The sequence below is a fragment of the Acidithrix ferrooxidans genome (assembly GCF_000949295.1).
GTDB lineage: Bacteria > Actinomycetota > Acidimicrobiia > Acidimicrobiales > Acidimicrobiaceae > Acidithrix > Acidithrix ferrooxidans.
The window spans coordinates 42,553-68,663 of sequence record NZ_JXYS01000004.1; the positions used below are offsets into that span (position 1 = coordinate 42,553).

A 26,111-nucleotide genomic window follows, 5' to 3' on the forward strand; every position below is an offset into this window, starting at 1 on the left:
CTAACCGAGGTTCATTCATCAATTAGCGTCGGTCGCCATGGACCAAAATACCTCTAGTGGGTTTAGACGATGTCTACTAGACGTCGTCCCTTACGCTCGCCAAATTTGACTACGCCGTTAGCCATAGCAAATAGAGTGTCGTCCTTACCAAGGCCAACATTGATTCCAGGATGGAACCGAGTACCCCGTTGTCGAACCAAAATCGACCCTGCAGTGACGGTCATACCATCGAATACCTTCGCACCAAGGCGCTGGGCGTTAGAGTCTCTACCGTTTCTAGTAGATCCACCACCTTTAGTCTTTGACATTTCAACTCCTATCTATTATTAAGGTCAAAAAACGACCTAAAACCTTTCATTTGAGACCTTTTGGCCCAAAGAAATAGTTACTTTGCGATCTCGAGAACTTTGACCATTACATACTTTTGACGATGACCAAAGCGCCTGCGGTTGTTGGACTTATTCTTATATTTAAAGCCAACCACCTTGGGTCCTTTAGCGAAGCCTACAATTTCACCCCGTACCACAGAGTTAGCTGCGGCGGCACCGCTTACAACATTTTCTTCATCAACGACAAGGATTGGATTGAACTCAACGGAGTCTCCAATAAGACCATCTAGTAGCTCAAGTCGCACGGACTCGCCTACCGAAACTTTTTCCTGCTTGCCACCGGACTTAATAACTGCATACATAGGTTGAACAGTCTAGTGACTATCTAGAGAACTTCGACATCTAGAAATACCATCCCACGCCCCTTGCACGTAGGGCAGGCGTCTGAGAGCGCTTCGACTAATCCTTCAGAGACTCTCTGGCGAGTCATCTCTACTAAACCAAGCGAGGAGATGTCATATACTTGAGTCTTCGTCTTATCGCGCGAAAGCGAACCTTTGAGAGCTCTAAGAACGTCCTCTTTGTTGACCTCAACAGTCATGTCGATGAAATCAATAATTATGATTCCGCCAATATCGCGCAGTCGCAATTGTCGGGCTATCTCATCTGCAGCTTCAACATTCGTTTGGTGTATTGTCTCCTCCAGAGAGACCGTTCCTACGTGCTTACCTGTATTGACATCAACCACAGTCAAGGCTTCTGCGCGATCGATTATAAGATAACCACCTGACGGCAACCAAACCTTCCTGTCCATCGCCTTATGGAGTTGTTCGTGAACATGATGGACTTCAAAGAGCGGAAGTCCTGCTTCGGCTGGATCATAATACTCTACGCGATCAGCTAACTCAGGTGAGATGCTCCCCACATAGGAGTGAACCTCGTCATAGATATCTGCATCATCTATGATCACGCCTCTATAGTTTCTATTGAACTCCTCGCGAATTACTCGAACCGCAACGTTCGGCTCTGAATATAAAAGAGTTGGTGCATGTGCGACTTTAGCCTTGGCTTCAATAGCCTTCCACATCTCAACAAGTTGAGAGATGTCACGCCCAAGCTCATCAGCACTAGCGCCTTCTGCTGCAGTACGGACAATTACTCCAAAACCTTCCGGTTTCAGTTCGCCCAAAATACGCCGAAGTCGACGACGCTCGTCGTCAGGTAATCGCTTTGAGATACCGTAACTCTCCGAGTTTGGCACAAGAACGACAAATCGCCCAGGAAGCGACACCTCCTGGGTAAGACGAGCTCCTTTGGTCCCAATAGGGTTCTTGGTGACTTGGCAAAGAACTACTTGTCGCGGACGTAGAAGATGCTCAATTCTTACCTCGCGGGACGGAGCCTCAACTAAATCGTCACGGTCATAACGAACATCGCCCCGATATAGCACCGCATTTTTGGTTGTACCGATGTCAACAAATGCAGCCTCCATGCCCGCTAAGACATTTGTGACACGGCCCAGATAGATATTTCCATCTATCGCATTGGGATCCTGACCAACCTTAGAGACATAGTGTTCAATTAAGGTTCGTCCCTCGAGTACTGCGATCTGGACAAAATCATCGGCCTTGTGAACGCACATTAGGTACCGCCCTAGCGGCCGTCCATTTCTCGAGCGACCAATTCGTTGGTTGGCCCGGCGACTTCCACGAGTATCGGTCTTTGTCTCATTTGCCAGCTGAGAATCAACGCTATATCGCACTGGTTCATCTACGACGCCATATTGCCTTGACTTGGGGCCGCGCTTTCTACGCACAGGGTTTTGTGGCGCAGACGGCGATAGCTCCGTGCTTTCAGGGGTGGCTCTTGCGAAACGAGGAAGATGGGTTCGATGCTCTCGATCCTGATTTGGAAGATTCGAAGAGGGAGGAGCCTCATTTGATGCCTTTGGCGGAAGGACGCGCTTTGGTCGCCTGTCATTTGGCCTTTCGGTCTTAGGACTTACATTGCCTGGAACCTCGAGCGAGTCGCTCTGTGGCGGCTGGCCAGTCTGCCCTGTCGCATTCCTAGGACCCTGTGGACGTCGATTTCGGCTTCGCCTTGGTTGTGGGTTGGACGCCGAAGTCGCCTGCCCTTCTAATCTTGGCCTTTGACCATTCGAATTATTTGAACGAGATGGAGCGTTAGTAGCATCTTGGCTCGTTCGCTGATGCTCAACCGTTATCGGCGGTGGGATCAGCGGAGATTTTGAACTCTCCTCTGGATTATTACCTGTTGACATCTAAAACCTGCACTTCCTAAGTGTGATCTAGCGCCAAGGAACGGAAATCGAGTTAAACCTAATGTCGAAAATTCAGTGCTCGAAGGCCTCACGGTCCTCGATCGGTCAAACCTTTTACCTCCGTCGCAAAGACGCTCGGAAAAATTCAGGGTTCTCCCACGGGAATCAGATACTGACATTGTGCCGATAGAATACGAGAGCCTTATAGCTATTAATGCCATAGGAATATGCCGCACACCAATCAATTTCCAAAATTCGGGAAAATCCATTACATACAGTCTAGCCCACTCTTGAGTATCCCATTGAATGCGTAGTCGGTTACTTGATGCAACAAAGAATAAGTAAGCCTCAATCGAGCCGCCCAAAGTTCATTTGAAAGCTCCAGACTCTAGAAGATCTACAGATTGGAAGATCTCAAAAAACAAAAACGAACTAGCCCTTTTTCGTTGTGGTGGTTGTAGCTGGGGCAGTAGCAGAGCCACCAGTTTTTGACGCTCCACCCACGCCAGTAGTCGATGTTGTAGCTGTTGGGGTTGTCTTGATGCCATATCTAGCGTAGGTAGTAGCGCCGGCTGGAATATGAGGCTGGCCAAATGTGACGGGGGGAATGGTGTGAGTTCGAAGATAGTTAAAGATCGTACGAACAACAGGTGCCGCTCCACTTGTACCAAAACCACCGTGATCAACCACTACTGTAACAACATACTGTGGTTTGGGAAGTGGTCCGTAGGCCACGAACCACGCATTTGGCTCCAATCCTGTAACAGAAGCCGTTCCAGTCTTACCTGCCAATGGATAACTAGAAAGTGGAAAGCCAGAAAAGGTGCCATAAGCTGTTCCAAGGGGGTTCGAAATAACTCCAGCAAAGCCGGCTGACATCGCAGCTCTGTCCACAGCCGATAGGGGTACCTTGGCGGCAACCTTCGGAGCGAAGGTCTTGACCACCTTCCCATTCTGATTTACGATTCCGGCTACCATCTGTGGAACATACCTAGTACCGCCATTGGCAAAGGTTGCATAAGCATTCGCCATTTGAATTGGCGTAATCACGGTCTCACCCTGACCAAAGGCCATTTCCAATTGATCTGCTGTATACCAGGAGCTATAGGGATAAGCCTTCGGATACTTTTTATGCAATAGAGCCCTAAGAGCGGGTGAATCCACGAGGCCTCTTGCCTCTCCTGGAAGATCAACCCCAGTTGGCGAGCCCCACCCATACTTAGCGGCCATATTCTGAATTGGAGAGGTGCCGTAAGTCTGCGTATTTGCATAAAACATGTAGCCAAGATTGTAAAAAAAGATATCGTCAGAGGCGGTGAGAGCTGTTGTTACATTGATCGATCCAAGGTGTTCAAAGCCAGAGTTGTGAAAGCTACACAGGCCGCTTCCAACTTTACAATTGGGGATATTGAAGATTCCCGTATCGTTATAGTAATAATATGGAGAGATCAAGCCAGAAGAGAGCGCCGCAGAGGCGGTAGCTAACTTAAAGGTCGACCCTGGCGTATATTCACCAGCAATAGCCCTATTGAAAGTCGGATCACCGTATTGGGGTAAGGTAATTTTGTTGTACGCCGCCTGAGATATGTTACCGACCCACACTGAAGGATTATAGGTCGGATACGATGCCATAGCAACGATAGCCCCAGTATTGACATTTTCAACGACAGCAGCACCGGAAAGATTCGTGAAGTATTGATGACGATATGGATCGTAGGTATGGCTCAACTTGGCAATCTGGCTTGAGAGCGCACTCTCTACTGCTTTTTGAAGGTTCAAGTCCATATTCAAAACCACGTTGTCACCCGGCTTTGGTGGAGTATTGGCAAGAGTTCCAACCACTTTGCCAGCAAAATTAACTTGCAAAGTCTTCTTGCCGGGAACTCCTCGAAGGTACTTCTCATAGCTTGCTTCAATTCCGGCCTGGCCAATCTGATCCCCGGCCTGATATCCGGCAGCCGCATATTGTGCCAATTGGCTGGCGGAGATCTGTCGCACATACCCCAAAACCTGAGATGCAGTGGTTCCCTCTGGATAGACCCGCTGTGTGCCAAGTGAGCTTGAAACCCCTGGAAATAGAGAAGGATGCTCCTTGATATAAATTATCTGTGCCTTCGTAACGTTATAAGCAACCGAAACCGGAGCATAAGGACTCTGTTGGGGACTGTTGTAAGCTGCTTGAATATTTGCCAAGGGAACACCTAGCTCAGTAGCTATATTCTTTAGAACCCATGGGGACTTGGTAACTATCGTTTGATCCACCGTCAAGGACTCGACGACCTGATTCCCAACGAGTAAATTCTGATTTCTATCCACGATTAGGCCACGAGGCGGCGATGTCACCACAGACCTAACCTGATTTTGAGTGGCAAGCGACCTATACGTCGACACTTGCAAAACTTGCAAGGTGTACAAACGAGCGATTAAAGCAACAAACAGAGCAAATACGGCGAAACCAACTGCTCGTATTCGCCTACGATCTGAGAGTGACCCCCGACCTGGCTCCTCTGAATCAAAAAAACTCATTCGACCCTTTTCTCAAAAGTCATAAACTTCGCGAACTACGTCGACTCGGTGGTCGATCTCCTGATCCCAAATTAATCAACCAGCGAAATAGCGGAACCCCTATCAAAGAGAAGATTCCACAGACCGCTGCAACAACAATCAGCGCCACCGAAAACTTAGCACTGAGCGTAGTTTTTAAACCTAAAATTCGGACTACAACCTCCAAGAAGGCCACTCCAACTGCCCCACCAACCAAAGAGATAAGAACCTCAGCTATGAGCGAATCCGGCATTGAAGTAACTTCTACGAGGCCTACACAGTATCCGATGGTCGCATATACCAGACTAGATACACCAAAGGGAATTGACGCAAACGAGTCCGCTATCAGGCCAAACACAAAGCCAGCAATAGCACCAGCCTCGCGGCCCTCGATCAATCCAATGACTATCGCGCCAGCCAATAAAAGATCCGGGTGAACCCCCTGAATCGTCAAAGTACCCAACTGGGAACGTTGAAGCCCTGCAATCAACAGAATTATAAATGGCAGCTTGAAATAATAAGAGCTACGGTTCATGGCAGCTTTACACCTGGCAGCCAGTGAAGCACTGAAACGTAATTCAAATTAGAAAGCGATGCTAAAGGTGTCAGCTCCACGTGCTCTTGCAGTCCGCCCGGAGGAGTAAAAGCCTTGTAGACCGACCCAACCGGAATTCCTGCCGGGAAGATCTCGCCGGACAATCCGCTGGTATACATAAATGTTCCGACAGGCAGGACTGTACCTGGATCCACAAGTTGAACGCTCAACTTCTGACCGCCCCCCTGCCCTACTACAAGTCCCAATTGAGAAGCGCTGCCAAAACGCACTCCAACGGAGAAGTTTGGATCGTTTAGCAAAAGTACAGTAGAAGAACTAGGAGACACTTGAATAATTCGCCCAACCAAACCCAGATTCGAGACAACTGGATTGCCAATGGCAACTCCATCAGAGGTTCCCTTATCGATCTCAACGCTCATCTGAAGATTCGTAGGAGTTACCGAGATAACCTGAGCCGGAGTACTAGGTATATTGCCAACATATGGTATCTTCAACTGCTTGGAGAGCTGAGCAAGAGACCTAGCCGCTCCAGCATCTACAACTCTTTGATTGCGAATCACCGCTATCTCATTTACCAACTTCTGATTGGTAGCCTTGAGAGACGAGTAGTCAAAAGCACCAATTATCGTATTGTAGATAGGTGTCACTAATGCAGTGGCACCTTGTCTTATCGGCGTAACTATGTCGCGAACGTATCCTCTCGCTCCAGTTATAAATGGCGGTGTCTTCTTATAGCTCACTGATATCAGTGAAATCGAAACCAAAATTAATATAACGAGAGTGATACGAGGGCGTCTAAATATTTGAGTAGCCACCTTGGCTTGCTGGCTCCCTATCGACTACTAGCTGAAATCAGCACTTGCTTGAGTGCCTCAAACTCCTCTAGACACTGACCAGATCCCAAAGCTACACATTGCAGCGGATTATTTGCCACAACGATAGGCATACCCGTCTCGGCGTGGATCCTCTTATCAAGACCTGTAAGCAGTGCGCCGCCGCCAGTTAGAACAATTCCTTGCTCCATAATATCTGCGGCAAGTTCTGGTGGCGTGTTATCAAGGGTGAACTTTACTGCATCAACAATCGCAGCTATAGGCTCTTCTATCGCCTTACGTATCTCCTGCGTGGAGACCAATATCGTCTTTGGAAGGCCCGTTACGAGATCGCGGCCCCTAATCTCTGCTTGAAACTCTTCTTCTAGAACAGTCGCCGATCCAAGGGCCATCTTCATCTCTTCAGCGGTCCGCTCACCAAGAGCTAAGCTATGCTCCTTCTTGATATAGGCAATTATTGCCTCATCTAGTTCGTCGCCGCCTATTCGAATCGACTTTGAGGTAACGATACCGCCAAGGGAGATTACTGCGACCTCGGTTGTACCACCACCAATATCGACCACCATATTGCCAGTCGGCTCATGGATTGGCAAGCCGGCACCGATAGCTGCCGCCATTGGTTCTTCGATGATATATGCGGGTTTACGAGCGCCTGCATATTCGGCAGCTTCTTGAACTGCCCGTTGTTCCACCCCTGTAATACCTGACGGAACACAAATGACCATACGAGGCTTACCAAAGCGCTTTGATTGAACCTTGTGAATAAAGTACCGAAGCATCTTCTCACAGATCTCAAAGTCAGCGATAACGCCGTCTTTTAGAGGGCGAATCGCTTGGATATTACTTGGGGTACGCCCAATCATCCTCTTAGCTTCGACGCCGACCGCTAGCGGCCGACCATCTTTGGTGTTAATTGCAACGACTGAGGGTTCGTTCAGAACGATCCCCTTACCACGAACGTAAACGAGCGTGTTAGCGGTACCTAGGTCAACCGCCATGTCCCTGCCAAATGAAATTCCGAATGCCATGGAATCCTCCGTGGTGCTATGTAAATAAAAAGAGAGGGTCTATCCGACTAGGGCCTCAAATGCCCTAAATGGTGTTCGCTGATAATATATGCGATATAACAAACAGTCTAATGAGCATTTGCACAAATCAAAACATCAACTACTGGTCCTAGCGAACTGGGAAGAAATTAGCCAGCTCACGGCGGGCTGAATCTGCCGAATCGGAGCCGTGCACGAGATTAGCTGAGATCGAAGTCGCCAAATCCCCCCGGATAGTGCCAGGTGCAGCTTCGGCCGGATTGGTCTTTCCCATCAACTTACGAACGATCTCCCAAGTCCCATCAGGTCCAGAAATCTCGGTTACAAAGACTGGCGACGAGGTTATAAATGAGATCAGCTCTCCGAAGAATGGCTTGCCTTCATGTTCCGCGTAATGTGCCTTTGCGGTAGCTTCATCTACCACACGCAATTCCGCTCGTACAATCTTCAATCCTGTAGCTTCGATACGGCGAATGATCTCACCAATTAGCCCTCGTTCCACTGCATCTGGCTTACACATAAAAAAGGTTGAATTCATAGCCCACAAGTTTACAAGTCCGAAGCCCATAACTACCTGAATCACAAAGATGCAATTCCTTGGAGCATCAAGATATAAGAAATTCTCGCGCACTAGCCGCGGTTCTAAAGGATCCACATACGACCACGGCACCAACGTCCCCGACTAAATTCATAGCAATCGATACGGCGCTCGGTACATTCTCCGATAGAACCACCTCTAATCCGACCTTAGTAGCAATCTCAGAAAGGTCCTGGATAGAAACCGAGCGCACATCAAAAGTACTACTCACCACTACCGTGCCGCAGAAACGCCTTATCTCGCGTAGATAACCCTCGGTATCTTTACCCTCCAACATGGCCACAACCGCCACAATCGGCTCCACACCCTCAAATTCGATGCAGATAGAGTCGCCGAGAGCCCTGGCCGCCTCCAGATTATGCGAGCCATCCACTATCACAAGAGGAGATCGGTATACAACCTCAATCCGCGCGGCCATCACCACCGACTCCAGAACCATACGCACAAGATCTTGCGAGATAGATCTGGCCTCTAACTCTTCCACCGCACTAATTGCCAAGGCTGCATTGAAGATTTGATGGCGTCCATGAAGAGATAGAAAAAGATCGTCCAAGAGCGAACGTCGCGTGACCAGATCGAACTGCCAACCTCCCAGGGCCGGTCGGAGATTTGAAACCAGAATATCCCGACCAACTATAGCCAATCCGGCATTCTGAGTCTCGAAGACAATCTCCATCAAGTCGGCATCCAAACTCGCGACCACACCAACTGAGCCTGCTTTGATAATGCCAACTTTATTACGGGTCACATCGGCCAGAGTTGGCCCAAGAAGCTCCAAATGGTCGTGACCAACAGACGTTATAACAGAAACGTCGCCATCGATAACATTGGTGGAATCCCAAGTGCCACCAATGCCCACCTCAACCACTGCCACCTCTACACCTTCAGCGTAAAAAGTTGACAGTCCAAGAGCTGTCACTATCTCAAACCATGAAAGCTCAAGGCCAAGTTGCTCAATTACGGCCTTGACTACCAACAATTCAGAGATCAAAAGGTTGTCATCGATAGCGATATTATCGATTCGAATTCTTTCATTCAAGATGTGAACATGGGGAGAGGTAAAGAGACCAACACGCCGACCCATAGCGCAAAGAAGTTCGGAAGCAATATGAGAAACGGTACCCTTACCATTTGTTCCTGTTACATGGATGATCTCAAAACTATCCTTGTTAACCCCAAGTGCTTGAAGAACCGCTCGAACGCCTTCCAGCGAAGGTGGGCGTTCAAATTGCCGCGACCTCTCGAAATTTGCATGCGAATCAAGCCACGCCAAGGCATCGTGCTTAGACCACAAGTGCGCACCGCCTTTGAAAGAAATTAACCAATTCGCTAAGAGGCTCGCCTAGAACGCGGAGGCCTCTCGGTCGATTTCTCCTTTGGAATAAGAGTTGGAGCCGCCTTTGAAGAGACCACCTTTGCGTCAATTACACAACGTTGAATGTCATTCCTCGATGGCAATTCATACATTACATCCAGAAGTACTTCCTCCAAGATCGCTCGCAATCCGCGAGCTCCTGTCCCTCTCAGAAGGGCTAGGTCCGCAATCGCCTCAAGACCATCAGTTGTCACCTCGAGTTCCACACCGTCCATCTCAAAGGTGCGACGGTACTGCTTGACTAACGCATTACGAGGTTCAACAAGAATCTCAACTAGCGAATCACGCTTCAGATTCGAAACTGCCCCAACTACTGGCAGCCGTCCAACGAACTCTGGAATAAGACCGTACTTCAAAAGATCTTCTGGTAGTGCGGAATGAAAAAGCTCGGTAGCTTCAAATCGATCGTTAGAAAGATCAGCGCGAAAACCTATGGTCTTTTTACCAATTCGCGACTCAATAATCCGTTCCAATCCAGAAAAAGCACCTCCACAAATAAAAAGAATATTTGTGGTGTCAATCTGTATAAATTCCTGATGAGGATGCTTTCGACCACCTTGTGGCGGAACCGAGGCGACGGTACCCTCTAAAATCTTTAGCAGCGCTTGTTGGACGCCCTCACCAGAGACGTCTCGGGTTATTGAAGGATTCTCAGCTTTTCTAGCGACCTTGTCGATCTCATCTATATAAATAATGCCGGTCTGCGCTCGCTTTACGTCGTAGTCAGCAGCTTGGATCAATTTCAAAAGGATGTTCTCAACATCCTCTCCAACGTAACCTGCTTCTGTTAGAGCTGTCGCGTCAGCGATGGCAAAAGGCACATTCAACATGCGAGCCAAAGTCTGCGCAAGTAGCGTCTTGCCACAACCGGTTGGACCTAACAGCAAGATGTTCGACTTTGAAAGCTCGACCTCTTTATCGAGGGTTGAACTCTGCTGAACTCTCTTGTAATGGTTATAAACCGCAACAGAGAGGATCTTCTTGGCGCGTTCCTGACCAACGACGAACTGATCAAGAAAAGATGAAATCTCTTGGGGCGTAGGCAACTTATCGACTTGAAGATCGGTCTTTACACCCTCATCTTCCGAGATAATATCAACGCAAAGCCGAATACACTCATCACAAATGTAAACACTCGGGCCAGCAATCAGCTTGCGTACCTGCTTCTGAGACATTCCGCAAAAGCTGCACTTTACGACCTCTTGGCCGTCACTGTACTTGACCACTCCCACTTCCTCCAACCTAGGGAATCTATCCTAGCCCCAACTGGCCACCGTGGCTAACCAAGGGAGATCCAAGGATAGCCACATCCATAATTAGTTGACGATGGACCTTGTCTCAATAGCGAGCCTCGAAGCCAAGACCTCGTCAATAATTCCGTATTCCAGGGCCCCAGGTCCATCCAAGATGAAATCTCGATCGGTATCATGCGAAATCCGCTCAACATCTTGTCCTGTATCCGAAGCCAACATCTCGTTGAGAATATCTCGCATACGCAATATCTCTTTGGCCTGAAGCTCAATATCAGTTGCCTGTCCACCAACGCCTCCGTAAGGCTGATGAAGCAGAACCCTAGCATGGGGAAGAGCGTAACGCTTGCCTTTCGCTCCGGCAGCTAATAAAACAGCCGCGGCAGAAGCAGCCTGTCCAAAACAAAAAGTTGATACATCCGGCCTGATAAATCTGATCGTATCATAGATGGCGAAGAGACCAGTGATGTCGCCACCTGGAGAGTTGATATATAGATTTATATCTCTCTCTTGATCCTCATACTCAAGGAAGAGCAACTGTGCACAGATTAAATTTGCAACTGCGTCGTCAATTGGGGTACCTAAGATAATGATTCGCTCACGCAAGAGCCGAGAATAAAGGTCGTAGGACCTCTCGCCGCGACTGGACGACTCAACTACGGTCGGTACCAAATAGTTATATGCTTTCACTTAGCCTCCTACAACTTGGCGATTCGTCTACAGCATCTAACGCTCAAAGCGCTCGATCTATTCGCTATCTTCCGTTACTAACTCTAAATCAACCGATTCTTCTACCTCGACATCTGCCGTCTCGGATCCTTCCAAAGCCTCGGCCTCCTTTGTGGAGACCTCTATCGAAGATGGAGCAACTTCACCAGTTACGTCCCATCGGCTCAACTCGTTTCCATTCGCGTCCACAAACTTCGAATTTTCAAACAACCAGTCGAGGGCCTTTCGCTTTGCAATTTCCACTCTCAAACCAACCAATTGACCGGCCTCACTCAAACGAACACGAACATCCTCAATGTCCACGCCATTCGACAGAGCAATCTTGCCCAGCTCTAGATCGATCTCCTCAGGCGTTGCGTTCAAGCCCTCAGCCTTCGCCAGAGCCCTAAACACCAAGTCAAATCGACTTTCTACAATAGCTTCAGCTGCGATTTGAGTAGATAATTCATCGGCAGTTAAGTTTGCAAGCTCAAGATATTTGGCCAAAGATAGACCACTATTTTCAATCCGGTGTCCGAAGTTATGAGACATATTCTCAAACTCCATCCTTACCAAAGAGGAAGGAAGTTGCGCCAATCCAGCGATCTCAGCCAGTTTGTTCGTTACGACATGACGCCAAGTATTTCTAAGCATCGACTTGTGATAGTTATCGAGATTCCTCTTGATATCCTCTTGTAGCTCCAAAAGTGTCTCAAATTCAGAGGCTTCAGAGGCAAACGCATCGTCTAACTCGGGCTTTACTAGAGCCTGATGCTCCTTGATGACACCCTTGACGATTGTCGATGCTTTCTCGGAATCGTTCTCTACTGGCTCCAATTCGGGCTCTTGAGCAACGGACTCCTCCGAAATATCTTCTGCTTCTAGATCGTCGAAGTCTAGATCGTCTAGTTGATCCTCGTCAGTTACATCCGTCAATACAAATTCGAAACTTTCGCCAACGGCCTTACCTAGAAGGGCATCAGACAAGCCTTCAAAAGGCTCTGGCGCGCCAATCCTATAGACATAGTCACTGATATCCGTCGGTGCTTCGCTATCATCAGAGGTGACGCTTAGATCTACGGTAACAACTGATCCCTGGGATATTGCACCGTCTGAATCCTCTAATGATCCCAGTGCCTCCCGAAGTCGATCTATCTGTTCGTTGACTTCATCCTCTGAGGCCTCGCCTGCTGGCACCTCGAAAGTTAGATCTCCATAACCTTCGAGATCTAGAGTTGGGCGAACCTCTACGATAACATCGAGCTTCAGAGGACCAGCCTCTTCGCCTTCTAGAACGGTTACCGCTGGCGCCGATATCGGCTCAACCTCGTTCTCAATTATCGCTTGTTCGGCCCAACGATTGCTATTCTCATTGATCGCTTCCATACGAGCAAAACCAGCACCAAGCCTAGACTCAAGGACCTTTCTTGGGGCTTTACCAGGGCGAAATCCTGGCATACGAATTTGGGACGAGACCTTACGAAAGGCCACTTCTACCGCTGGGAGCAACTCCTCTTCGGAGATCTCAACGAGAAGCTTAATTTGATTATTTTCGAGTAGCTCGCTTGAAGAATGCATATGATATCCAAACTAGCGCGAATATAGCAATCTAAGGACATTTATAGGCAAGGCGTTTATAGGTTATGGAAATGAGAGCCCTAAAAACCTACTTTTGTAACGAATCTTGATCAAAAAATAACAAAGCTAACGAGAAATCCCTCAAAGTAATAAGTGAACCTGTTCACCAATGGTCAAAACATCTGCTCCAAACTGGTCTTATCTTTGATCCCAATTAGATTTTCAACCCAAATTGAAGATGCGCATCACATTCTCTAACTAGAAATTCCAGGATCTGCCAACCATGATGACTTCGACCAAAAGCTATTGGATAGCCCTTTCGATCACCATTTAATCGAACTCAAGTTCTGCCGCTCAAATTATCATTTAGGCGGAATAAAAATCGCTCATATACAAGAAATGTTGAGATAGGAGCCAAGACGCTCAGAGCACTGAAGAGCCAAGCGGCCGTTCACCCTTCGAAAAGTTTCGCACCGCCAAGGTCCATAAACGTCCGTTTTGTGAGCCACTCCAGCACAACCCTAAAACAGCTTCATTAGCTGTTCAGTTGAATACGGCAGAACTCACTATCCTAGGAGGCCATCGCGCAATTCATAAATCGACTCTTTCAGGTGGTATTTTTTTGACTCCGAATGCAGTTACTATGCCTGATTCGGCATTAAGTGCGGAGCTTAAAATCCAAAACGGGTAAAAATCAACTTATGCAATTGTCTCCGTGCCGACAAACAACGCCCTCGACAACAAGCAGATACCCATCCACCAGGCCTTAGAGAATCTATCTGACTATCCGAAAAACAATTTGGGCTCTGATCCCACCAATTATTCACGTACGCTTCGAATGGCTGCACCTCAAAAGTTCTCACGGTTAGAGATCCAGGACAACCCTTCGCCACGGATCTAAACGTTAAATCGAAACTCGACTACGTCTCCATCACGCATAATATATTCTTTACCTTCTATCCGAGCCTTCCCTAAGGATCGAACAGCCGCGATAGACCCAGCCTCCATCAAATCTTCAAAGCTGACTACTTCTGCCTTAATAAAGCCGCGTTCAAAGTCAGTATGAATGGTACCTGCGGCTTGGGGGGCAGTGTCGCCAATATGAATCGTCCACGCCCTAGACTCCTTTGGGCCAGCAGTTAGGAACGTTTGGAGCCCTAAAGTTCTAAAGCCAACATGAACCAGTTGAACCAATCCTGACTCAACCTGACCAAAGCTAGCTAGGAGTTCCGCAGCGTCGTCTTTATCCAAGAGCGAAAGTTCCGCCTCTATCTTGGCACATAGCACAACAATTTCAGCAGGCGCAACCATAGCCGCCAAGCGAGCACGTAATTCTAAATCGGAGAGTGCATCTTCATCTACATTAAAAACATAGATAAAGGGCTTGGCGCTCAAAAGATGGAGATCATTCAGGAATGTCGCGTCTAGTTTGCCAGAGCCAACTGCCCCAGCAATTGTATTACCGGAGTTTAATATCTCATGCGCCTTTTCCAAGGCCGAAAGAGCTTGAGCGAGTTCTGGCCTTTTCCTGGCCTCTTTGGCCAATTTGACTAGCCTATTCTCGACTGTTTGTAGATCCGCAAGAATAAGCTCGGTATTGATTGTTTCAATATCTGAACTCGGAGATATCTCGCCATTTACGTGGATTACGTCAGGATCGGAAAAGACCCGTACTACTTGGCAGATTGCATCGCTCTCCCTAATAGAGGCAAGAAATTTGTTACCGAGCCCTTCGCCAACCGACGCACCTTTGACGATTCCAGCTATGTCGACAAAGGTAACCATCGCCGAAACAATCTCTTTGCTTGAATAAAGCGACGCTAAGGAGTCAAGTCTCGGGTCAGGCACAGCGACGACCCCTACATTTGGTTCAATTGTCGCGAACGGATAGTTAGCCGCCAAGACCTCATTTTGGGTCAACGCATTGAACAACGTTGACTTTCCAACGTTTGGTAGCCCAACGATTCCAATTGACAAACCCACGAATCAATCCTCCGCTATCACAGTCGACCCTCTTACCTAAAGGTCCACCGCAAAGTTTAGGACTTCCACCATGAAAACAATTCAACTCCAAAAGTCAATCTCTTGGACTCAGAGGCGTTAGAGGAGAAAATATAAGTGTGACGACATCTAACCACCCAGGGGGAACTACCGATACGTATCGGATAAACAAAATCACCTAGGGCTAGATAAAGAGTCTTACCGCGTATGAAATCGAGTACTCCACCCCGGTAGAAACAGAAGAGCCAACAAAACGGCCAGGGGTCAATGGGAAAACGAATTGTGGAGCCAACAGTAAACAAAGTCGAGCTCCATTTTGGAGCGGGTGACGGGGATCGAACCCGCACCACCAGCTTGGAAGGCTGGAGCTCTACCATTGAGCTACACCCGCAATGCGAAACACCATCTTAGCCGAACTATCCCATAGCCCCGACACATCATCGTCTATAATTCTTCGATTCAAAAGTGTGACATCCTCCCCGTCCTTATGGACGGGGCTTCCTAAGCTGCTTAGGCAACTTTAGGCGTGGTGGTGCACTTAACTGGGTCGCTGTGGCTGTGTCTTGGTAGACGTGGCATGCGATGTCCCTTTGTGCTCTGTGACACCAAGCCCTGCGGCAGTTAATTTTGGCCGCATTCACATCTGCGTTGTTCTAGAACTAGGTTCCATACATAGCGAGCATCGAAGGAGTGACGAACAAGAACGGGCAGTTCCTGTTCTTGCGAGTACAAGGCCTCACGAATACTGATACCTGTATTATGTATTATGCGCCGAGGGTGTGGCGGTCTTATTTTGGGAGCGCAATTAATGGTCGCTCGAGGCTGTCCTTAAAGGCGGGATTTGCGCTCTTATTCGATCAAAATTGTCATTTGAAGACATTAATCTAACACATCCGCCAGCAACCAAACAATTAAGTCTTGCACAAAAGTAAACATACTTATCAAGTTTCGTAAGCAAGAGCCATTTTGGAGTCAGATTCGCGGAGTAGCGGATGTGGAGACGCAAACACACATGTATTGAGAAGTCGCTCTACCAAGGACATTTCAAAGTGCCTTGCGTTGAATCGGTATGCGAATTCCTCGAGGTAAAGTTGCTTATGTTCCTCATCTCCGTGGTATGTTCCGTCGATAAATTTCTTGCAGTTTCCAATTTAGGATCTTGAGCCATTTGAATGTTACATGTGCTTGTTCGTCTTTGGATAGAGTGAACCAGTGCGCTAGTCCAAGGTCTTTCAGCACATACCCCGTAACTTGGGTTACCATCACTTATCAGCTTGGTATTAGAATCTCAACGTCTCACAAAAACATCTTTGGGTGATTTAGCAGTGGTATCTTTGATTACTTCCATGAAGCAATGAGTAGGAGCACCATTGCTAATCGATATTCAAATTAGGAGATTGGTTTGGGTCGTTGCTTTTCCTCTTTAGTCTTCACCATGGCTCTCACCACCTAAAAAGAACTCATCTACTCAGGCGTTTTCTCCAAGTTCGTATAAACCATTTCGGTCAGCCATTGCGCTCAGCCATTACGCTCAGCCGTTGCTTCCCATAGCTTATTTAGCATCAACCAGCCAGTCGAATAAGAAACTTGAACGAATTTAGCAAGGGCTCTAATGGCTAGGGGGTAGTAGCTGAAAGACCACGCCTGTCGTTGGACAATAGATAGATAGCGGAGAACCACTTGGATAAAGAGATATGACTTCGATGAAAGATAGTTCCGGAGGTAACGCTTGTTTGGCGGTGACAAGATTTACATTGAAAAAGTGGAGCTCAAGATGCTGCATTTCTTGAAATGATTTGGCCTTACTAAAGTAAATTGATCGAAGTTACACTTTGGGCATCTAAATCCCTCATAGCATAAGCAATTTGATCAAATGATCTTCACATGCTTCCTCTGAAGCGAAGCGTACCATAAAGCCTGAGATATCTGCCAAGAAGCTTTATCGAACATCTGTTCTACTAAAGATTAGCTCCAATCTGGTCTCGGTGGAGGCGAAACTTACGAAAGTTGATAAGTATGAAAGTAAAAGTCGGGATCTGCTGGTATTGGCAATAAGGCGACACCTAGGCCCTAAAGATAGAGGATCAGCCAATGCTCAAGGGCTCAAGGGCTCAAGGGCTCAAATCAACGAGCTATGAACAGGTCAGCGATATTTCTACATTTTGGGTGAACTCTCACAAACTATCATTTACTTGAAAATGAACGCAATACGAGTGAGATCGTTGGCTCCATAGCAAGGGCTGGCAAATCAACGCAATAGCCCCATAAATAACAATAGATATCCTATTCATGGGGCTATTGATACTTTGAAGCTCAAAAAATAAGCGACAATTTGCCTATTTAACGATCTCCAGAAACAAGAGAATTAGCCGACCATCTATAAAAAAAAAGGGGGGGGACTAGACGGAAACTTTTATCCACCTAACGGGCGGGAAATCAGACCTTGGCCAGACAACTCGAAGAGCAATCGTTTAATCTCGACTCCGAGAGGTATTTGAATTTTTCTGCAGCGTCGCAAATCCAATAGAGTCACAAGTCGATTCTCTATCAACATCGACCAACTACACGGATAAGACCCCGCGTAACAGCCGATGATAAATCTTCTATCGAAAAGATTACCCGAGTCCGAACAAATAAATTCGCTAACCATAAATCTAGATAAGATTGCGAAGCGATAGTAAAAGGAAATAGCAGCAAGGATATCAACTTAGATTAAAAATGCGAGGCCCGTACTGATGGGCTCGAACAATAACCTCTATCAAAACTCAGCATTCAAGTCAAATGGTCGGGGAGGGGGGATTTGAACCCCCGACCCCCTGGTCCCAAACCAGGTGCGCTGCCGCTGCGCCACTCCCCGAGGAAACTACATCATAATAGGCTATTTGGCTATTTGATTCCCCGAAGAGCGAAATCGTGCAATGAAAAATCTTGCGATGATCACAACAAGGATCACAGCAATCAAATATCCGGCATATTTAACGTATGAAGAAAACTGAGTCCAATTAGATCCCACTCCATAGCCCAATCCAGCCAAGGCAGCACACCAAGGCAGTGCGCCAATGAAGGTGAATAAACCAAACCGCACCGGGGGCATCTCTGCTGCACCTGCCGGGAGAGAGATAAAGGTTCGAACAACGGGGAGGATTCGCCCTATTAAAACTGCAGAATCACCCCGTCTGGCAAACCAACGTTCGGCTTTGTGAAGATCTTCCTCTTTGATCCTCACGTAGCGACCGGCTCGAAGCACCAACGCCCTTCCGCCAGTTCGACCGATAATCCATGCAATGTAACTACCGATCAGGTTGCCAAAAGTACCCGCCAAAATAACCATCACGATATTCAACTTGCCTAACCCAGCAAGAGCGCCCGCAAAAGGCATTATAACCTCAGAGGGTATCGGTATCAAAGCCGATTCCGCGGTCATGAGCAAAAATATAGCGAGAATTCCCGAACTTGAGATGAAATTTTCCACGACGTTACACTAGTGGCCATTGACGATCTGTCGCACAATACGCATTTGAAATGCGAATTTTCAAAGATTGAGAACCCTTTTAACCTTGAGAGTTCCGGCTTACCTTGCCTAGAATGAAACGGAAGTTCCAACAACTAAGTAGATTTCTTTAAGCATAATGTCAAGATATGATGAAATTAAAATAACAAAAGTAGCCGGAAGCGACAACGCATCCATATTGGTGGAAGATTTCGGAGGAGAAGGTCACAACCTTCTAATTGCCCACGCTACAGGATTCAATGCTCGAATGTATCTTCCTCTGGCCATTGCTCTTAGGTCAAAATTCCACTGTTTTGGTATCAACGCACGTTATCATGGCGGCTCAAGCGGTGGCGATTCTCTGAACGTTGACTGGGGAACTTTTGCAAACGATATCGAAAGAACGATCGAGGTTTTAGGTGGAGATTCGTGGGCGGGATTTGGTCATTCCTACGGAGGTGCTGCTCTGATTCTAGCGGAGGCAAACTCGCCCGGTCTCTTCAAAAGGCTAGCCCTATTCGAGCCGGTAGTACCGATTGAAGGTAATTCCTCAAAGCCAGATTATTCAAACCACCTATCGGTTCTAACCAAACGACGCCGACGACACTTTGGGACGAGGAGGGAAGCGCATTCAAATTTTGAATCAAAGTTCCCGATGTCTAGCTTCGATCAAACCTGCATCGATTTATACCTGGAAACGGGTCTCAAACGAACATTGGATGCCCAATTGGAGCTAACCTGCCCAAGGGAGATAGAGTCCGAAATCTACGCTTGGGCGTCATGCAATCAAGCGTATTCCAATTTACCAAAGATTGAAATACCAATGCTGTTTATTTCAGGTGAGACTACGGACGCCTTTGATCTCAACTACATGGAGCGCCTACGAGAAAAAGCCAAAAGATCCGAGGTCGAAATGGCATTGGCAATGAGTCACTTTGGGCCATTCGAAAAGCCTGAAGTGGTCGCAAAGATGATCACAAATTGGTTCGATTTACAAGAAACTAATTAGACACAGCCTTGCAGTTCGCCAAAATGCTCAAAATCTGAAGACTCCTACGTCAAAGAAATCCTCAACCATTAACACCTGCCCCCCTTTTTTTGAGTGAATATTAAAAGGGGGAGAACCAAAGCCGATCTTCGATGAATCAATTCCGATGAGTCGCACAATGCGGGACACTCCCTTATGAGGGTTTATCTCCTACGGCTGCTTAAAATCAAGTTGGTCCAGTACCAATCGCAGCCGTCCCAAACAGATGAGCAAATTTCCCCGGAGTGGTTGACTCACTTCCGTATCACACGAAAAACTACCGGATTCGCCAATGGACATCCGCGATAATGCCATCTTCACAAAAGCCTCTGCCTTGACTACAAGGGGTATCAACTTTCGTCTCTAGCAGGTACATATTTAATAACATACTTATCAAGTTTCGTAAGCAAGAGCCATTTTGGAATCAGATTCGCGGAGTAGCGGATGGGGAGACGCAAACACACATGTATTGAGAAGTCGCTCGACCAATGACATTTCAAAGTGCCTTGCGTTGAATCGGTATGCGAATTCCTCGAGGCATAAGTTGCTTATGTTCCTCACGTCCGTGGTATGTTCCGTCGATAAATTTCTTGCAGTTCCCAATTTAGGATCTTGAGCCATTTGAATGTTACATGTGCTTGTTCGTCTTTGGATAGAGTGAACCCGTGCGCTAGTCCAAGGTCTTTCAGCACATACCCCGTAACTTGGGTTACCATCACTTATCAGCTTGGTGTCGGAATCTAAACGTCTCACAAAAACATCTTTGGGTGATTTAGCAGTGGTATCTTTGATTACTTCCATGAAGCAATGAGTAGGAGCACTATTGCTAATCGACACTCCAATTAGAACATTGGTTTGTTTTGTTCCCTTTCCTCTTTAGCCTTCGCCATGGCTCTCACCACCTAAAAAGAACTCATCTACTCAGGCGTTTCCTCCAAGTTTATATAAACCATCTCGGTCAGCCATTACGCTCAGCCATTACGCTCAGCCATTGCCTTAGGTAGCTTATTTAGCATCAACCAGCCAGTTGGATAAGATACTTGAACGAATTTAGCAAGGGCTCTGATGGCTAGGGGGTAGTAGCTGAAAGACCACGCTTGTCGTTGGACAATAGATAGATAGCAGAAAACCACTTGGATAAAGAGATATGGCTTCGATGGAAGATAGTCCCGGAGGTAACGCTAGTTTGACGTCGAAAAGATTTACATTGAAAAAGTGGAGCTCGAGATGCTGCATTTCTTGAAATGATTTGCCCTTACTAAAGTAAATTGATCGAAGTTACACTTTGAGCATCTTAATCCCTCATAGCAATAGCAATTTGATCAAATGATCTTCACATGCTTCCTCTGAAGCGAAGCGTACCATAAAGCCTGAGAGATCCACCATGCCACCTTAGTAGAACATCTGTTCTACTAAGGATTAGCTCCAATCTGGTCTCGGTGAAGGCGAAACTTACGAAACTTGATAAGTATGTTTAATAATGCATCATTCTGATAAAACATCTGTTCTAGAGACGTGTCGAGACAGAATACCTTCGCATTGCAACCAGCATATGCAAGTTGATTCGATCGCATTAAGACAAAGCAAGCACGTTTTATGTTCCTTAAAATATGGCTTTTATCAGTTCGATACTTTAAACCAGATCGCTACAAGAATGCGCCATCCAAAGATGCGCTTTATTAGCTTTAGGTCCTCAATGCAAAAATAAGGATGCAATACAAAAACCTGAATTCCTATCCGCACTCACTCAAACTTGTACTAAAACTGGCCTGAAGTCAAAGCAAGGCACCCCATCTTAACTCCAAAAGCTTGTCTGGCGTTTAGTGTGCCTCCAGAATGCTCCTGGCACTTGTACGATATTCATACCATTGGGACTTACTCTAAGTCTCCCATCGAACTGGCAGTCATCAGTCAGGTACGACAGATCCGACAAGGCTAAAAAGAACACAGCTGATCTAATCGCTTAGTGAACCGCCAAGTGGATCAGCATCCGAAATTGAAAAGTCAAGATATTCACCAGCAAAACCTACCTTGATCTCAAAAAACTCGCACTTGGAAAGTCAAGGACCCTCTATATGGGATCAAGTCCCACATGCAGGAAACCATCTTGGTTGTGGGACGCCGTCGACAAATGCACCACTAAAAGTCCACATCCGACTAGCCGAAGAGTCCTACTCAAAGGTGGAGTTATATAGTAGACCTGACCAGGAGAACTACAAATTTCCAATCGCACAGAGCCAGAACTCGGTCAAATTTGTCTGCATTGAGTGGTTTAACCCCACCAAGAGCATACATAGCGCTAGACAACGTTTAATCTCAAGATCAAGAGCCATTCATCAAACGATTTCCAAAGGCGCCACCTGTCAATCAGCTATTCAATGCCCCAACTCAAAAGAGTCAAATCTCTCGATTATTCTCACAATACAAGGTGCCTGCGGAACATTTGAAAAGGCCAATCTGGGCAACTTGAAGGTCAGAAATAACTATCTCAATGTCGCTAAGTGAGCACAAATTGTCACGATATGTGGCTTACTACATTACCGACTTTCTTTAATGTGGTTTTTCATATATTATCGATCCAGGACCACCACCCAGTGGCGGAAAATAATTGCATAAAATAAACTGAATGTCAAAGCTCTATATCCATAGAAATCGAGACATTAATGTAGATGTAGTGCAACAGTCAGTGGCTAAAACCGAGATTTTCGTTGCTCGCTGTGTGATTGGACCACCAGATAAAGACAAAGCCTCTCTCGGTGCAGAAAGCGCCAAACCTTGATACTCCAGCGATCTCAACCTGCCCATTTATTCAAAGTAACAAGAAGCGATCGAGTTCGCCATTCAAACCCCGAGCGGCCAACGAGCAAACCCAAAAAGCAAACAAAGCATGCTTTCATAGACCACTTTTATCCTTTGATTGTTCGATAGATCGGGGTCGAACCGGAAATTTAAAGAAAATTTAGCGCATTTATTTCACCAAATTCTTACAAACTACTTCTTGATTGGCAATCGTTTTCTAGCAATACTTACCCTGGGGGTAGAGATCCTTACCTTGAAGCCGGCCACAATTTCCCAGCAAAAACGACCACTTGCAAATCGAACCGAAGTCAGCAAAGGCAAACGATTTGACCATAATGTCATAAATACAGCCTTAGCCTCAGTATTTTTTAATAAATTTACAAAATCCCAGATTGAACGCGGTCGAAGTGCGCTAAATATACTATAAGAGTAATTTTAGGAAAAAAGAGAGGTCCCGATTGAATCAATCGAGGAATGATTTCCAGCCAGCGTCAACAGAATCCATAATCGCGAGATTACGCACGGTTCGACGAGGATATTCGCCTGAGGATGTACGCGAATCCTTGGAACGGTTTCAAACAAACTTGACAGAGTCAAACCGGACAATCAGCGAGCTAAAGCAAAGACTAGCCGAAGTAACAGCAGAACTAAACGATGCCAATTCACGGCCAGAACCAATCCCTCTGCCAATGGACGAAGCGATGGCAGCAAAAATGCTCGGGGACCATGTTTCATTTATTATCTCCAATTCCGTAACGGCAAGCCAATCAATAAAAGAAAAGGCCGAGGCGGAAGGCGCCGAACTTCTGAGCCAAGCAAAAAGGGAAAAAGAGGAGGCATCAACTCTCGCCAGCCAGATGCTCTCTCAGGCTCAGAATCAATCTGAACAAATGATTTCTAGCGCTCAGGCAGAAGCCAGGTCTGAAACAGAAAAAGTACAATCACAGGCTGACGAACTTCTGAGCCAAGCAAAAAGGGAAAAAGAGGAGGCATCAACTCTCGCCAGCCAGATGCTCTCTAGAGCACGAGACAAGACTGCCGATATCATTACAAGCGCTCAGGCAGAAGCCAAAACAAAAATTGACCAAGCTGACCAGATAATAGCCGAACGACTAGGTGCGCAAGAATTATTGGCCAAGGAGATTTTAGATCGTGCAAATCAACTCGCTTCTGAGACCATCTCAAACTCCCAGAGGAGTGCGGATCGAATCCTAGCTGATGCCCAAAAAGAAGCCACCTCGTTACTTACCTCTGCGAGGGAAACGCGAACAGAAATTCTCTCCGACCTCAAAATTCGTGCAGACGAAGTCCGAGGCCACATAGACACGCTCGCAAGAACTCGAGGCTGGTTCCTAGAACTTCTCCAAGATGCTCAACGACGCGTCACGAGTGTGGAAAGTGCCCTTACTGTCTCCATAAATTCTAATTTGGAATCCCTGGAAGGCTCTGTTGAGGCCCTAAATCTCTACTCGGTTGAAACTCACTCCTCAGCCCAAGCTGACAAAATTTCAATAGAGAGCCAAAGCATCGAGGTAGAGTCAGCCTCAGGGACAAACAGAGAAGTATCGATAGAACCCGCAGGTCATCTAAGTAACGAGAATCACCCACGCAATGACCATAGTGAAGTCGAATCCAAAAACACTTCAATCGAGCAAGATCCTGCTACATCAAGCGATTCAGCGCCTTTGAAAGAGGTTGAAATAGACCTTACCTCTTCCCCTGATGCAATTATCTCCGTAGACGAAGAAGATATTCAACAAAGCCGTGCCTCGGCTCCAATCGCCGAAGACCCTGTTGATGAATCGACCAAAACGTCGGAGCCGCCAGCCAAAACCACACGGTCAACTACTCGGACATCAACCACGCGACGACCACCCAGGACACCCAGGGTTCAAGAGGCAAGCACCCCACCATCGGAGTAAAACCACGTCTCGGTGTTAGCAAAAAGGACCTTCCGCGAATTCAATCCGGATGGACCTTTTTACCAGAATGTGGCATTTGGCGGAATGCCCCTGGTTTTAGCCCTGGGGATATAGCGTCCCACCGGGGCGAAGCGCCTACAACTGTGCTCAAACATTGCGCTGATTAGCCACCTACTGCTTGATGATTTCTAGCGGGGTGACGAAGACTCCTAGTGACGAAGACTAAGTCTTAGCTACAGGTCTAGCGAGGCTGTGGCCAAGACTTAGCAACTCAATGCGCAGCCTCAGAGACGACCAAGCTTTGATCTACTTTGACGAGAGGATCGATGCCATAGTGAATATTCCACAACTGGGGATCGACACTAACGAGGAGATGGAGTTGATTGGCCATGGTCTAAAGTCCACTTTGGCCCCTTCTTTGGCCCCTTCTTTGGCCCCTTCTTTGGCCCCTTCTTTGGCCCCTTCGTGATGCAAAGCTGAGTAATGATTTCCTCGAGCTAAGGCTCGATGAGCGCCTTACTTTAGATCATCGTCGGTAATTGATCTGTCGTACTTAGAACATGATAAATACAGCGCTAGACAATTTTTTGTTATTGGGTTGTTATTGGGTTTGATCTCCATATGAGCAAGCTATACACCGAAGTGTTATCACGCAAACTTGGCTCTTCCGCCATCTGGTACAACTACCGATTGCCTATTTCTAAAGATGCTGGGTCAAGACTGCAAGCCTAACGAGACAGTGCTGAATGAGAAAGTGCCTAACGAGACAGTGCTGAATGAGACAGTGCCCGATGGGTCTGGAGCCGCTGTGTTCAAGAGTCCAAAGCAGCCTTTAGCACATCTACTCCTGAGAACAAGATTAGTGTGGGCCGGCAAAATTGTGTAAAGACCCCACCCATTGGCGATGCGAAAATGAGTGTTTGCCAAATGCTTCCTCAGTTACCCGGCAACAGACCATTTGAGACTTCGGACAAGCCAGGTCAAAGGCTTTCAACCGCACAAGGAGTGGATACCCCTCAAAGAACAGAACAAAAGGAACAGGACAAACCCGATCACCAGATCAACAACAAATAGGCATAACCTCTTACAGTTACATTGAGGTTCCCCAGATTTAGTGGACACCTGTTAAGCCAACATAGATTGTTGGTAGAAAGGATGTCATCATGGGAGCAACAAGGCGTAAATTCACCCTTGAGTTCAAGACTGAAGCTGCTCATCGAGTTATAGATTCCGGCAGGAACGTTCCAGAGGTAGCTAGTGAGCTATCTATTTCCCAAGAGGCTCTATATAGGTGGGTAAAAGATGAACGAATACGTCTAGAGGCAGCTTCTAGTGTCAATGAAGGACCACTGAGCGCTGATGAAAGAAGAGAACTCATAAAGCTTCGTCGTGAGATGGCAGAGCTCAAAAAAGATAATGAGTTCCTGGGAAAAGCAGCCGCGTACTTCGCAGCCAAGCAAGCAAACAAGAAAGATTTGCCCTGATGGAAGCGGAGTGCGCTAACTTTGAGATAGCACGAATGGCGCGACTACTTGAAGTGTCTCGATCTGGCTACTATGCCTGGCTACATCGGTTAGAGAACCCAGCCGATGCCAAGGTGGCTAGAAATGACCTTGAGGCAAAGATACTCTCCATTCACAGGGAATCTAATGGAACTTATGGCGCTCCAAGAATCACCGCTGAGCTTCACGATCGCGGGGAGGTAATCAGTAAAAAACAGCGTTGCAACTCGGATGAGAGATCTTGGAATAGAGGGTATATCCCCCAGATCATT

The 26,111-nt window shown here is 47.0% G+C and carries 19 protein-coding genes, 2 tRNA genes and 2 pseudogenes; 5 read left to right on the top strand and 18 right to left on the bottom strand.

All coding sequences use genetic code 11. From position 1 onward, the window contains the following. Positions 1 to 62: 62 nt before the first annotated feature. The 17 genes and pseudogenes from rpmA to AXFE_RS01355 all read right to left on the bottom strand — a co-directional run bounded on the left by rpmA (position 63) and on the right by AXFE_RS01355 (position 18,571). Positions 63 to 308: a 50S ribosomal protein L27 gene (gene rpmA / locus AXFE_RS01280; RefSeq protein WP_052604093.1), complete on the bottom strand. Its 246-nt coding sequence runs from the start codon at positions 306 to 308 to the stop codon at positions 63 to 65. A gap of 77 nt (positions 309 to 385) precedes the next feature. Further along, on the bottom strand, positions 386 to 691 hold the full coding sequence (gene rplU / locus AXFE_RS01285) for a 50S ribosomal protein L21 (RefSeq protein ID WP_052604094.1): 306 nt from the start codon (positions 689 to 691) through the stop codon (positions 386 to 388). Between the two features lie 23 nt (positions 692 to 714). Continuing rightward, a complete protein-coding gene (locus AXFE_RS01290) occupies positions 715 to 2,610 on the bottom strand; it encodes an Rne/Rng family ribonuclease (RefSeq protein ID WP_052604095.1) in 1,896 nt (631 codons plus the stop codon). Between the two features lie 432 nt (positions 2,611 to 3,042). Further along, complete coding sequence (gene mrdA, locus AXFE_RS01295; RefSeq protein ID WP_052604096.1) at positions 3,043 to 5,136, bottom strand: penicillin-binding protein 2; 2,094 nt, start codon at positions 5,134 to 5,136, stop codon at positions 3,043 to 3,045. Between the two features lie 19 nt (positions 5,137 to 5,155). Then, positions 5,156 to 5,689, bottom strand: coding sequence for a rod shape-determining protein MreD (gene mreD / locus AXFE_RS01300; protein ID WP_052604097.1), 534 nt, complete (start codon positions 5,687 to 5,689; stop codon positions 5,156 to 5,158). Next, the gene (gene mreC, locus AXFE_RS01305; RefSeq protein ID WP_152625787.1) at positions 5,686 to 6,525 is read right to left on the bottom strand and encodes a rod shape-determining protein MreC; all 840 of its coding nucleotides are present in this window, start codon (positions 6,523 to 6,525) and stop codon (positions 5,686 to 5,688) included. Before mreC ends, mreD begins: the two co-directional genes overlap by 4 nt. A gap of 17 nt (positions 6,526 to 6,542) precedes the next feature. Continuing rightward, a complete protein-coding gene (locus tag AXFE_RS01310; RefSeq protein ID WP_052604099.1) occupies positions 6,543 to 7,571 on the bottom strand; it encodes a rod shape-determining protein in 1,029 nt (342 codons plus the stop codon). A 148-nt stretch (positions 7,572 to 7,719) separates the two neighbouring features. Continuing rightward, on the bottom strand, positions 7,720 to 8,127 hold the full coding sequence (gene ndk, locus AXFE_RS01315; protein ID WP_052604113.1) for a nucleoside-diphosphate kinase: 408 nt from the start codon (positions 8,125 to 8,127) through the stop codon (positions 7,720 to 7,722). Between the two features lie 67 nt (positions 8,128 to 8,194). Next, complete coding sequence (locus AXFE_RS01320; RefSeq protein WP_052604100.1) at positions 8,195 to 9,481, bottom strand: bifunctional folylpolyglutamate synthase/dihydrofolate synthase; 1,287 nt, start codon at positions 9,479 to 9,481, stop codon at positions 8,195 to 8,197. 35 nt (positions 9,482 to 9,516) lie between these two features. Next, on the bottom strand, positions 9,517 to 10,788 hold the full coding sequence (gene clpX, locus AXFE_RS01325) for an ATP-dependent Clp protease ATP-binding subunit ClpX (protein WP_052604114.1): 1,272 nt from the start codon (positions 10,786 to 10,788) through the stop codon (positions 9,517 to 9,519). Between the two features lie 90 nt (positions 10,789 to 10,878). Next, on the bottom strand, positions 10,879 to 11,502 hold the full coding sequence (locus tag AXFE_RS01330; RefSeq protein ID WP_052604101.1) for an ATP-dependent Clp protease proteolytic subunit: 624 nt from the start codon (positions 11,500 to 11,502) through the stop codon (positions 10,879 to 10,881). A 57-nt stretch (positions 11,503 to 11,559) separates the two neighbouring features. After that, positions 11,560 to 13,098, bottom strand: a complete 1,539-nt coding sequence (tig, locus tag AXFE_RS01335; RefSeq protein WP_052604102.1) for a trigger factor — start codon at positions 13,096 to 13,098, stop codon at positions 11,560 to 11,562. An 897-nt stretch (positions 13,099 to 13,995) separates the two neighbouring features. Beyond that, complete coding sequence (gene ychF / locus AXFE_RS01340) at positions 13,996 to 15,081, bottom strand: redox-regulated ATPase YchF (protein ID WP_052604103.1); 1,086 nt, start codon at positions 15,079 to 15,081, stop codon at positions 13,996 to 13,998. Between the two features lie 335 nt (positions 15,082 to 15,416). After that, positions 15,417 to 15,490: transfer RNA gene (locus AXFE_RS01345), tRNA-Gly, on the bottom strand. 550 nt (positions 15,491 to 16,040) lie between these two features. After that, positions 16,041 to 17,011, bottom strand: a pseudogene (locus tag AXFE_RS18920) (IS1595 family transposase). Between the two features lie 870 nt (positions 17,012 to 17,881). Then, positions 17,882 to 17,956: transfer RNA gene (locus AXFE_RS01350), tRNA-Pro, on the bottom strand. Positions 17,957 to 17,977: 21 nt separating this feature from the next. Beyond that, positions 17,978 to 18,571 (bottom strand): DedA family protein, encoded by a 594-nt coding sequence (locus tag AXFE_RS01355; protein ID WP_052604104.1) that lies wholly within the window; start codon positions 18,569 to 18,571, stop codon positions 17,978 to 17,980. A 157-nt stretch (positions 18,572 to 18,728) separates the two neighbouring features. On the opposite strand from AXFE_RS01355, the gene AXFE_RS01360 reads away from it, so the two are divergent. Further along, a complete protein-coding gene (locus AXFE_RS01360; RefSeq protein ID WP_052604105.1) occupies positions 18,729 to 19,598 on the top strand; it encodes an alpha/beta fold hydrolase in 870 nt (289 codons plus the stop codon). A gap of 411 nt (positions 19,599 to 20,009) precedes the next feature. Here the strand turns inward: AXFE_RS01360 and AXFE_RS20640 are convergent. Beyond that, positions 20,010 to 20,480 (bottom strand): annotated as a pseudogene (locus AXFE_RS20640) (IS1595-like element ISAxf1 family transposase); the annotation flags it as partial. Between the two features lie 2,393 nt (positions 20,481 to 22,873). On the opposite strand from AXFE_RS20640, the gene AXFE_RS01375 reads away from it, so the two are divergent. The 4 genes from AXFE_RS01375 to AXFE_RS01395 all read left to right on the top strand — a co-directional run. After that, entirely contained in the window at positions 22,874 to 24,337 is a 1,464-nt protein-coding gene (locus tag AXFE_RS01375) for a coiled-coil domain-containing protein (RefSeq protein WP_052604108.1), read from the top strand. A 274-nt stretch (positions 24,338 to 24,611) separates the two neighbouring features. Further along, positions 24,612 to 24,806 carry a hypothetical protein gene (locus AXFE_RS01380; protein WP_052604109.1) on the top strand — a complete coding sequence of 65 codons (195 nt, stop codon included), beginning with the start codon at positions 24,612 to 24,614 and terminating at the stop codon, positions 24,804 to 24,806. Positions 24,807 to 25,500: 694 nt separating this feature from the next. Continuing rightward, complete coding sequence (locus tag AXFE_RS01390) at positions 25,501 to 25,821, top strand: transposase (protein ID WP_052604111.1); 321 nt, start codon at positions 25,501 to 25,503, stop codon at positions 25,819 to 25,821. Next, positions 25,821 to 26,111, top strand: a 291-nt coding sequence (locus AXFE_RS01395; RefSeq protein WP_152625788.1) for an IS3 family transposase, incomplete at its 3' end; no start/stop codon positions are given. The genes AXFE_RS01390 and AXFE_RS01395, both read left to right, overlap by 1 nt.

What these genes read in the sequence shown, in the direction of transcription:
- rpmA (WP_052604093.1), bottom strand. Translation starts at nt 308, where the DNA reads ATGTCAAAGACTAAAGGTGGTGGATCTACTAGAAACGGTAGAGACTCT.
- rplU (WP_052604094.1), bottom strand. Translation starts at nt 691, where the DNA reads ATGTATGCAGTTATTAAGTCCGGTGGCAAGCAGGAAAAAGTTTCGGTA.
- AXFE_RS01290 (WP_052604095.1), bottom strand. Translation starts at nt 2,610, where the DNA reads ATGTCAACAGGTAATAATCCAGAGGAGAGTTCAAAATCTCCGCTGATC.
- mrdA (WP_052604096.1), bottom strand. Translation starts at nt 5,136, where the DNA reads ATGAGTTTTTTTGATTCAGAGGAGCCAGGTCGGGGGTCACTCTCAGAT.
- mreD (WP_052604097.1), bottom strand. Translation starts at nt 5,689, where the DNA reads ATGAACCGTAGCTCTTATTATTTCAAGCTGCCATTTATAATTCTGTTG.
- AXFE_RS01310 (WP_052604099.1), bottom strand. Translation starts at nt 7,571, where the DNA reads ATGGCATTCGGAATTTCATTTGGCAGGGACATGGCGGTTGACCTAGGT.
- ndk (WP_052604113.1), bottom strand. Translation starts at nt 8,127, where the DNA reads ATGAATTCAACCTTTTTTATGTGTAAGCCAGATGCAGTGGAACGAGGG.
- tig (WP_052604102.1), bottom strand. Translation starts at nt 13,098, where the DNA reads ATGCATTCTTCAAGCGAGCTACTCGAAAATAATCAAATTAAGCTTCTC.
- AXFE_RS01360 (WP_052604105.1), top strand. Translation starts at nt 18,729, where the DNA reads ATGTCAAGATATGATGAAATTAAAATAACAAAAGTAGCCGGAAGCGAC.
- AXFE_RS01380 (WP_052604109.1), top strand. Translation starts at nt 24,612, where the DNA reads ATGCGCAGCCTCAGAGACGACCAAGCTTTGATCTACTTTGACGAGAGG.
- AXFE_RS01390 (WP_052604111.1), top strand. Translation starts at nt 25,501, where the DNA reads ATGGGAGCAACAAGGCGTAAATTCACCCTTGAGTTCAAGACTGAAGCT.